The sequence below is a fragment of the Halohasta sp. A2 genome, assembly GCF_056175805.1.
On record NZ_JAQFWV010000103.1, the window covers coordinates 1 to 8188 of the forward strand.

Annotated in this window: 10 protein-coding genes and 1 pseudogene; 8 read left to right on the forward strand and 3 right to left on the reverse strand. The window is 51.3% G+C overall.

From position 1 onward, the window contains the following. A pseudogene (locus O2S87_RS17235) lies at positions 1-452 on the forward strand (ISH6 family transposase); the annotation flags it as partial. A gap of 143 nt (positions 453-595) precedes the next feature. Here the strand turns inward: O2S87_RS17235 and O2S87_RS17240 are convergent. Then, positions 596-895 carry a hypothetical protein gene (locus O2S87_RS17240; protein ID WP_475409989.1) on the reverse strand — a complete coding sequence of 100 codons (300 nt, stop codon included), beginning with the start codon at positions 893-895 and terminating at the stop codon, positions 596-598. After that, the gene (locus O2S87_RS17245; protein WP_475409990.1) at positions 892-1062 is read right to left on the reverse strand and encodes a hypothetical protein; all 171 of its coding nucleotides are present in this window, start codon (positions 1060-1062) and stop codon (positions 892-894) included. The genes O2S87_RS17240 and O2S87_RS17245 overlap by 4 nt, the downstream gene beginning before the upstream one ends. Before the next feature lie 153 nt (positions 1063-1215). On the opposite strand from O2S87_RS17245, the gene O2S87_RS17250 reads away from it, so the two are divergent. Together O2S87_RS17250 and O2S87_RS17255 are read left to right on the forward strand one after the other, a co-directional pair. Continuing rightward, positions 1216-1554: a toxin-antitoxin system TumE family protein gene (locus tag O2S87_RS17250; RefSeq protein ID WP_475409991.1), complete on the forward strand. Its 339-nt coding sequence runs from the start codon at positions 1216-1218 to the stop codon at positions 1552-1554. 20 nt (positions 1555-1574) lie between these two features. Further along, the gene (locus O2S87_RS17255; protein WP_475409992.1) at positions 1575-2003 is read left to right on the forward strand and encodes an HVO_A0114 family putative DNA-binding protein; all 429 of its coding nucleotides are present in this window, start codon (positions 1575-1577) and stop codon (positions 2001-2003) included. 312 nt (positions 2004-2315) lie between these two features. Here the strand turns inward: O2S87_RS17255 and O2S87_RS17260 are convergent, their stop codons facing one another. Beyond that, positions 2316-2549, reverse strand: a complete 234-nt coding sequence (locus tag O2S87_RS17260) for a transcriptional regulator (protein WP_475409993.1) — start codon at positions 2547-2549, stop codon at positions 2316-2318. A gap of 284 nt (positions 2550-2833) precedes the next feature. Here O2S87_RS17260 and O2S87_RS17265 point away from each other — a divergent pair, with 284 nt between their 5' ends. The 5 genes from O2S87_RS17265 to O2S87_RS17285 all read left to right on the forward strand — a co-directional run bounded on the left by O2S87_RS17265 (position 2834) and on the right by O2S87_RS17285 (position 7643). Next, positions 2834-3634 carry a hypothetical protein gene (locus tag O2S87_RS17265; RefSeq protein WP_475409994.1) on the forward strand — a complete coding sequence of 267 codons (801 nt, stop codon included), beginning with the start codon at positions 2834-2836 and terminating at the stop codon, positions 3632-3634. Further along, on the forward strand, positions 3634-3897 hold the full coding sequence (locus O2S87_RS17270; protein ID WP_475409995.1) for a hypothetical protein: 264 nt from the start codon (positions 3634-3636) through the stop codon (positions 3895-3897). Before O2S87_RS17265 ends, O2S87_RS17270 begins: the two co-directional genes overlap by 1 nt. Next, complete coding sequence (locus tag O2S87_RS17275; RefSeq protein ID WP_475409996.1) at positions 3894-5102, forward strand: ParB/RepB/Spo0J family partition protein; 1209 nt, start codon at positions 3894-3896, stop codon at positions 5100-5102. Before O2S87_RS17270 ends, O2S87_RS17275 begins: the two co-directional genes overlap by 4 nt. Before the next feature lie 2 nt (positions 5103-5104). After that, positions 5105-6043: a ParB/RepB/Spo0J family partition protein gene (locus tag O2S87_RS17280; RefSeq protein WP_475409997.1), complete on the forward strand. Its 939-nt coding sequence runs from the start codon at positions 5105-5107 to the stop codon at positions 6041-6043. A gap of 994 nt (positions 6044-7037) precedes the next feature. Then, entirely contained in the window at positions 7038-7643 is a 606-nt protein-coding gene (locus O2S87_RS17285; RefSeq protein WP_475409998.1) for a site-specific integrase, read from the forward strand. Positions 7644-8188: the final 545 nt, after the last annotated feature.

Genomic DNA, 8188 nt, shown 5'->3' on the forward strand with positions numbered 1-8188 from the left:
TGAGCGGTGAGTTGTTCCACCTGAAGAATTCAGTGAAGAAACACCGTCCAGAAGAGGAGTATTCGGCGATCCGCAAGCGGATCGCCCGAACACGCGAACGGATTGAGAAGACGACTTGGCAATTGAGCCAGTTCGGTTCAGAGAAAGCAGCAGCGTACTTGCGGCGGGGATTACCGTCGATGCAGACGTTTGCTGAGAAAGCACTCGACGGGATCGAGGTGCGGTGGACCTCGAATCCCGTCGAACGGGCAATGGGAGAAGTCGCTAAACGATGCAAGCGAGACTGGATGCAGTGGAATCGAGATGGATTGAATGCAGTGCTTCAGCTCCGACTGGTGAAGTACCAAGACCCAGATCGCTACACCCAGTTTTTCAATGAGGTTCTGTGTGAATCACTCCACGAGAAGATTCACTGTATCGCCTCGGTTGAGGCTACTGGAGGTGAAGTCTAAACGGTTCTGAGACGCGACCAATGTGTTGTTCCCATACAGGCGTCGGCAGTTCCTTGTCGAGCGTTGATTCGAGGGTTTCGACCTCGATGAGTCATTGGTTCCGCAGTTCGCGATCTGTGAGTAACCGAGCCTGTGAGGCAAGTTTATGCCGTGTCTCGGCAACGTTCCCTGCGAGCCGCACCGAGTCCGGCCCGAATCGTCGGAATATCCCCGTCGACGATCGCCGTTTGGTCGAACAGTAACCGGAGGTTGCAGCGGGTCTCACTGGTACCGAGTTCATCGAGGCTGGCGATCCGGTACGTCGAAGCCGTCTGACCCTCGCGTTGGCCGATTAGGTGTCGCTTGTGTCGGCGCTGATTGTCTGTGAGGTCGTCGAAGACCGATCGGTAGTTGATCGTGAATGCCGCCACCGCAATCGCCGACAGCACAACCACGGCGATCAACAGTTGAATAGATTCAACGTCGACGGTCGAACTCGCGCCGGTCGACCTGCTGTGTTTAAGATGACGACCTCACCAAGTGTAGAGGCGACTCCCGCCACAGTGAGTATCGAGCCGTCCCCGAAGACGTTGTTTTTGATGTCGAACGCGATTGGGTCTAAGTCGCCCATAGACAGGGGGTTCCAGCCTACCAATATGAACTTCTGAGTGTGATTTCCGAATCGACCGAAACCTGCGCTCCCAGAGTCGACTCGACTACCGGCATATGATGGTTAGTGAACCAACAGTCTTACATTGATGGCTCTCAAACCAACAATTGAGGAATGAGCCTCACAGAAGATGAGTTGGATGGGTACACCCTCCGAAAGCGGTACGCTGACGGGACGTTCATTCGGCTAATGATCCGCCGGACATCCGATGTGGCGTACCCATCGGGGTGGCGGTATGCGTTCCACTACGGGGCAGTAGCTCCTGACGCTGTCGACGGGCCGACGCTCGACGACGGGACGATCCGCCGGTACGACAACGCCCACGAAGACACCAAGGGCCACGAACTCCACGTTGCGCCCGATCCAGAACCGGTCGATGTGAGCTTCCCCGGAATAGTCGAACTCTACGACCAGTTCTGGGAAGAGATCCCGAAAGCCCGAATCAACCTGTGAGACTCACTCAAGGAGATACAATGACACTATCCGACGCATTCGACGACACCACAACGTCCGACACGCTACTGGTTACGGTACAGAGCGACGATGAACTCTACCGCGATGGCCGCGAAGCAGTTGATCGGCTTACTCGTGGGGAGGCTGTCGACCAGCCCGATACGTTCGCGTTCGAGACATCCGAACTACTATTCGAGACGTTTAACCCTCGGACAATGGCGTTACTCGAAACCATCTCTGATTCGGAACCTGAGAGCATCCGCGAGACGGCACGGCTCGTCGACCGTGATATAAAGAACGTCCACCAAGAACTCACCGAACTCGACCGACTCGGCGTGATTCGATTTGAGAACAGTAGCCGATCAAAGCGGCCTGTGTTCCCTTACGAGGAAATCGTGATTAGCCTCCCATTCAACCACGACGGAACACGGGATACAGCACACGCCTGAGAAAACCGTGCTCGTAGACTCGTCGACGGCGTCGACGAACTGCAACTCAGCGACTAACCATCCGTTAATGATGTCTTACAGTTTTCGACCGAATCTGCGACTTAATTCAATTTGAATTGTCCTTTTAAGTGGTGAATTGTAATGTATATCGTACCAAGGCTACGCAGAAGCGGTCCATCCCGAAATACCGGCTCGACGTTACCCTCGATTTATCGACCCGGTTGAACACACCTGAAAGACCCTCGGTATTGGTTAATTGCTGCGTCTCCGAAAAGAGTGAAGAAAATCAATTCTTATTCATCTCTATCTATTTCATTCTGAGACAATTTGCCAGACAAGGGACCGACCAACATCTTTGCTTGTTATTTCATTTCGCTCTTCAAGATCCTTGAGACGGTTTAGTGCTTGCCGGTGACTGCAACCCGCGAGATCAGCAATTGCCCCTGTTCCTGCTACTCCTCCTTCACGCTTGATCGCATCAATAAAATCTTCGTCACTGTATGAGTCCGTATATTTTCCACTCTCATCATCTCGCTCTCGGGGCATTGATTCCACAAAAAACACGTGCCTGTAAGTAGGTATTGGTAGTACGCACACCATTTCGTAGTTAGGTAATGGAAACGTTTATACCAATTCGTGAGTAAGAAATGGATAGGAAACGAGTTCCACGGGACATACTGTACGAAGCAAATGTCCGGGTGGTGCAACACCCGAACTGGGTTTCCTATGGATTGACCCATGTTGATAGAGAAAACTGCTGGACTTGAGAATTCCGGCATAGACAGACAGCACAGACTACAGATTACATCCCGCAAACGGGGTGTCGACCTGTGAGTTCGACGCCACAGACGGTCGACGCACCGGCGAAAATTGCGCAGATTCCGTCGCTACTCACAAACTCCTGTCGAGCGATCCTGGATGCCTTCGGCGAGAACATCATCCAACTCAACGCTCACGGGAGCGTCACAACAACGAACCAGACGATCATCGACGAACTCGCAGTATACGGCTTCATCCGCGAACAGGAGACGAAGCACCGACTCACGTTCGATTACACCCAACTTCAGAATTCGGATGGAACTGGCGTATCGAATCCACTCGACGAGGGGGCTCAAGAATCGATCCTCGATCACGTCAACGCAATTCTCGGTGTCGAATCACACACCGTCGAGCCGGATCTCGCAGTCACCTCAGTGACGATTCGAATCACCGAGGACCGGCTTAGAGAAGTCACACCCGCCCAAACGTCGGAGTTTGACCTGCAGTTTATCGCCGATCCGGCTGAGGAACCACTGCGAGACAAGACACGTCGACTCAACAGTGAGCGTGGACTCTACAACGAACTCGGGTTCAACATCCAGAACTTGAACTTGCGCTCAGTCGTTGAGACAAAGACAAAGTTCACCCAGCAGTCGGATGGTCGGTATTTGAGCTGGCGTGGACCAGAGGACATCCGCCCGCGATCTCCCGAACGGCTGGCGATTCGAATCAACAAACACATCCTGCCCGATTCGTACGGCACGCTCAAACCGTATCGTGTTGTTGACGATACGATCCTCGAACTCGCCGAGGACGAAGTCGACACGCTTGCGGACCGCCTGGAGTCTTCGTCGACGGGAGGTGACAACTAATGGATGGTGTCCAGTTCAGTGTAGACCCGGAGGCCGATGAGGGATTCTTTGTTATTGTTGGCGATGAGCTCACCGTCTACGAGCAGTACGACACAGCAGTCGCTGACGTTCAACAGAAAGTCTCGACGGACACTGAGAGCTTCCTCGCCGAAGTGATGATTGACAATAACGGGAGCGATGATGTTGCAATCAGCCTCGAACAGGTTGGCTGGCAACAGATCATCCAGGACATGGCTGGCTCGGAGGAGGCCAACGAGTCATGATACGACGCGCCGAACTGCCCGTTGAGGCGTTAACGCTCGATCCGATGCAGTCCAGAGAGCGCGCCTGGAGCGGTGATGAACTCGACCAGCGATTAGCAGAATCAATTGACGATGATGGCTTGTTCCACGATATCATCGTGCGGCCGCTCGACGATGTTGATCTCAGTGTCGATCTGGGGGTAACTACAAACACAGAGACAGACACTGATAGTGACGACAGCGTCGAGACAAGCAAGCAGGGTGAGCACTCGACCGAGCAAGCCGAATACGCCATCATCGCAGGCTCGCGGCGATATCATGCAGCAATGGAGGCTGGCTACGAAACTATCCCGTGCAAGATTTTCGAGGCGAACGACCTTGATGCAGCGTGGACATCGCTGACGGAGAATACGGACCGAAGAGAACTCTCCGAACAAGAGATCGCCCAGCAACTCAAACTCATCTACGAGTTGGTTCGCCCGCGGGATGATCTTCATTCGGACGAGAATACATCGGAATCAGAGACTAACACGAGTGGAGGTGACCAACAGCGATTCGAAACCGAGCGAGAAGCACTCGAATATCTCGCCCGGCGGTTCCGCGGCAACGACGGTGACAACGCTGTCAAGGTCGTCACCGAGCATCTCGAAACAGCCGCGCTACCGCCGATCCTCCAGTCATTGTTCAAGGATCCAGAGAATCGGTCGGCACAAGAGCGGATGGCGTTGGATAACTACGGGGTCGATACCCAGAGCAAGCTGGGAAGTGGCGAAGGAAAATCAGGAACCTCACGCGAGGTGGTTGCACTCCACGAGACATTGGGATCAGTCCTGGAGACGGATTCGGTTGATCCAACTGATGCTGTTTTAGAGACTGTGGGGTCGCTCCAGTTCGACAAGATGTCCGAGAACGAGCTCCGGCAGACACTTCGACAGTTCCGCCACGAGGCGACCGCAGAACTCTCGGAGTCCTCACCGGTGGACCAACGCGAAGCGTTTTCCGAGACATTACAGCGGCATTCTGAGGAGGCCAAAGAGCTGTACGTGGAAGTAGAACCGTCACGGCCGTTCAAGAGAGTTGATGTCATGGGTCCAGAAACTCAACGCCACAGCCGGTGGCACGTCCAGGCGATGCGAAGTCGGGGGATCAACACACATAGTGAACTGGTACGGAGCCTCTACGAAGAACGTCTCGAACAGCTGGCCGACGAAGAGGGGTGGGTCTGAGTATGGTCGAAACACGAGATGGGTCTGAGGTCGACAAAGAGAAGCTCCCGTCGACCTTCGATAAGCTAATTTCGGTCGACAAATTGGTCCACGGAGAGCATAACCCACGTCGGGTTCGGCCGAAAGACTCACTCCGCAAATCGATCAGCCGTGATGGGTTGGATCGACCCTTGATCGTCCGTCCGGATCTCCAACGAGAGGTGTATCATATCACGGACGGCTGGCAGCGATACCAGGCCGCGACTGACTGTGGCTGGGAGCGTCTCCCAGTCAAGGTGTATGAGACTGCGTTGGACGCACTAAAGGCAACTGAGACGGCCAGCATCGTTCGTGAGTGGTCGACCTACGAGTGGGCCAACTACTGCCAGTCATTGGCAGAGCAGTTCGATGCGGACTCCCGAAGCGCGCTGATCGAGCGAGTGGCTGCCCAGACGATTCATTCACCACCGACGGTGCGTCGATATCTGGACGTCATGTCGTTGCCCAGCGAGCTGCATCCACTACTGAAAAACGGGCCAGAAGGCAGTACACAGGAGTGGGCGATGGTACGCAACTACAATGATGACGTGCGACAATACTGCGGTCTGTGGTGGACAGTCGCCGCACAGATCGCCCGCGGCCAGTCCGCAGTATCTCGCTCTCGGATTGTTGCCATTGCAGCCCAAGCCGTCGAGTTCGAGCTTGCGACTGACGCGATGGAGTTTGTGGAATTAGCACTTGAGAATCCACACGCTGATTTGGATACGCTCCGCAGACAAGTCCTGTTAGGGAGTCACCACAGCCAATACTTGTCAGTGCCACGAGTGCCCGTTCGTCTGGAGCCAGACAAAAAACAAGCAATAATGGACTACTGCCATCAGAACCGAACGTCGTTGTCGGAATTTGTAATTGAAAAAATAGAATCGCTGGCAGACGAAATCATTAATGAGGAATCGAAGTAGATGATTTAGTTCCGTCGAGGGTTTTACAATCTATTGATCGTGTCGCAAAGTCCTTCAATATGCTAATATCGGCGCTGTCTTGCGTTCACCAGAGCAAAGGTTATTGTCCGATATTGTCTCTGAGTTGATCATATCATTGTAAGATGGGTTTACTGAACGAGATACAAAAAGGAAACAGAATAAACCAAAAGGAAATAGATGCTAAATCACTCAATATTGAACAGTTTCAATCTTAACAAGTACCTGGGATATCAGTCACCCAAATAGTAATTCGATGATCTACATTTCCCAATAAATATAATTTATATGAGTATCCTATCTTGAGTTACACTAATTTAAAAATGATTAATTGATTAAATTAATGTAGTGAATATATAGTATATCAGACGATAACGTCACATATCGTCTGTCTTGCTTGTGGATATTGGAGAAAATGTTTGTTATATACAAAGCGTTTTCTTTACCTCTAATGGACTGATCTCAAACATTATCTAATATCTGTTTGTTTGAGTATGTATAAGAAAATTAATCTATCGGCCTACTCTTAGTGGATATCTCCTCTCAAATCCTTCTTATAAGACCTTGAATTCATTAACATGACGGCTTGACTATTGCTCAAGCACGGTTATATAATAAGTATCAATGTGGGATGTGTAAATCTATCTAAATGATTAATTTAGACAACTATTAAGATAGTCACAAAAAATGCTCTGTATAACTGTGTTTGGACACGACACATTGGTTGGAAAATTTAGTGTTTATATTTTTAAAAGTTATTTTATTATTCTCTAACTCTCCCACCAATGTATGAATCTAGGTGGAGAACGATCTCAATATATAATGGTGACTCATGGTTGTCTCTGAGTGTGTTAGAAGTCTGCTCTTTGCACGTTTGTATAATAACGTGCAAAAATTTGGCTCTGAGACGAGAATAACCCCTGTTGAGGACCTCTATCAACAGCAATAAGTGCATGATACTCATGAGTAACACGCAATGCGAACCGAACGGAACAAAGATAGCTCCTGGAATGTCTGGCTCTCACGGAGCGAATACGAGGTACTCCCTCGGGAAGCCGAGACGTTCGAACAGGAAGTAGCTATCCGGCTAATGGGCGATTGCGGGCTCCGTGTCCAGGAAGTACTTGATGTCAACCCCAAGCACGTTTCCAGAATGAGCGACGGCAAGCACTTCGAACTGAAAGTCGTCGGTGGAAAGGACACTACGGGTGAGTACACCGGGGGTAAGTACCGTGAGACATGGCTTCCACGGGATGTTGAGGCAACAATCAACCGCTACATCCAGCAGGCTGGGATTGACAATGATGAACGCTTAGTGCCAAAAGCCAAGCGAACCATCCAGTACTGGGTAGAACAGACAGCCGAGAAAGCAGCTGAAGAAACTGGAGACGATGACTACCGACGTATCTCAACCCATGATCTACGCCGGTGTTGGGCCAATCACCTCCTTGTCGAGCAGAACGTCAGCCCACGGATCGTTATGGCTCTTGGAGGCTGGAGTTCCTATGACGCTATTGAACCCTATCTCGCCGCTCCAACTGAACAGAACATCATCGAATCGATGCGAACCGCACTCCAGTGACGTGTCTCAGGCGTTTAGCCCATATTCGCACGTCTCACGCGCACGTGCGTACCGCAAGGTCGTAGTAATACTCTCCAAACACTCGAATATCGCACCGCGGTAAGGTGGTCTGTGTGATATACAGTATATCGCTATATCGATTTTCTAGATTGAGGTTTCACGCAGAATTAGATTGTCATACAGATTCAGTGGCCCTATTGCTGGGTTTGAAGATAGACACCTAATTCTCGATATATGTCGTCAACAGTGGAATAAGTCGCTTTTGCAGGTTGTTGGGTTATCATCCAGTCTTTGAGAGTCAACACAGCCCATGGCGAGACATGCGAGACCTTCGGTAGTCTTCCTTCCTCTATTCTCTCTTCGGTGAGCTCGATAGCTTGTTCCCGAGCTGTTGTCGTGACAATAGCTGCAATATATTCTCAGTTGATCACATCGGGAGCCTCCCTATCTCCTCCAATAGGTGCTGAATCTGTGTCTGCGGTGGCTGGCTAGCCTCCAGCAAGACGGTGGCTGGGAGTTCTACCGGCATCCAGTCGCTGTCGGCG

Excerpts from the sequence above, each read along its gene's own strand:
- O2S87_RS17245 (WP_475409990.1), bottom strand. The coding sequence starts at position 1,062 with ATGGGCGACTTAGACCCAATCGCGTTCGACATCAAAAACAACGTCTTC.
- O2S87_RS17250 (WP_475409991.1), top strand. The coding sequence starts at position 1,216 with ATGAGCCTCACAGAAGATGAGTTGGATGGGTACACCCTCCGAAAGCGG.
- O2S87_RS17255 (WP_475409992.1), top strand. The coding sequence starts at position 1,575 with ATGACACTATCCGACGCATTCGACGACACCACAACGTCCGACACGCTA.
- O2S87_RS17260 (WP_475409993.1), bottom strand. The coding sequence starts at position 2,549 with ATGCCCCGAGAGCGAGATGATGAGAGTGGAAAATATACGGACTCATAC.
- O2S87_RS17270 (WP_475409995.1), top strand. The coding sequence starts at position 3,634 with ATGGATGGTGTCCAGTTCAGTGTAGACCCGGAGGCCGATGAGGGATTC.
- O2S87_RS17275 (WP_475409996.1), top strand. The coding sequence starts at position 3,894 with ATGATACGACGCGCCGAACTGCCCGTTGAGGCGTTAACGCTCGATCCG.
- O2S87_RS17280 (WP_475409997.1), top strand. The coding sequence starts at position 5,105 with ATGGTCGAAACACGAGATGGGTCTGAGGTCGACAAAGAGAAGCTCCCG.
- O2S87_RS17285 (WP_475409998.1), top strand. The coding sequence starts at position 7,038 with ATGCGAACCGAACGGAACAAAGATAGCTCCTGGAATGTCTGGCTCTCA.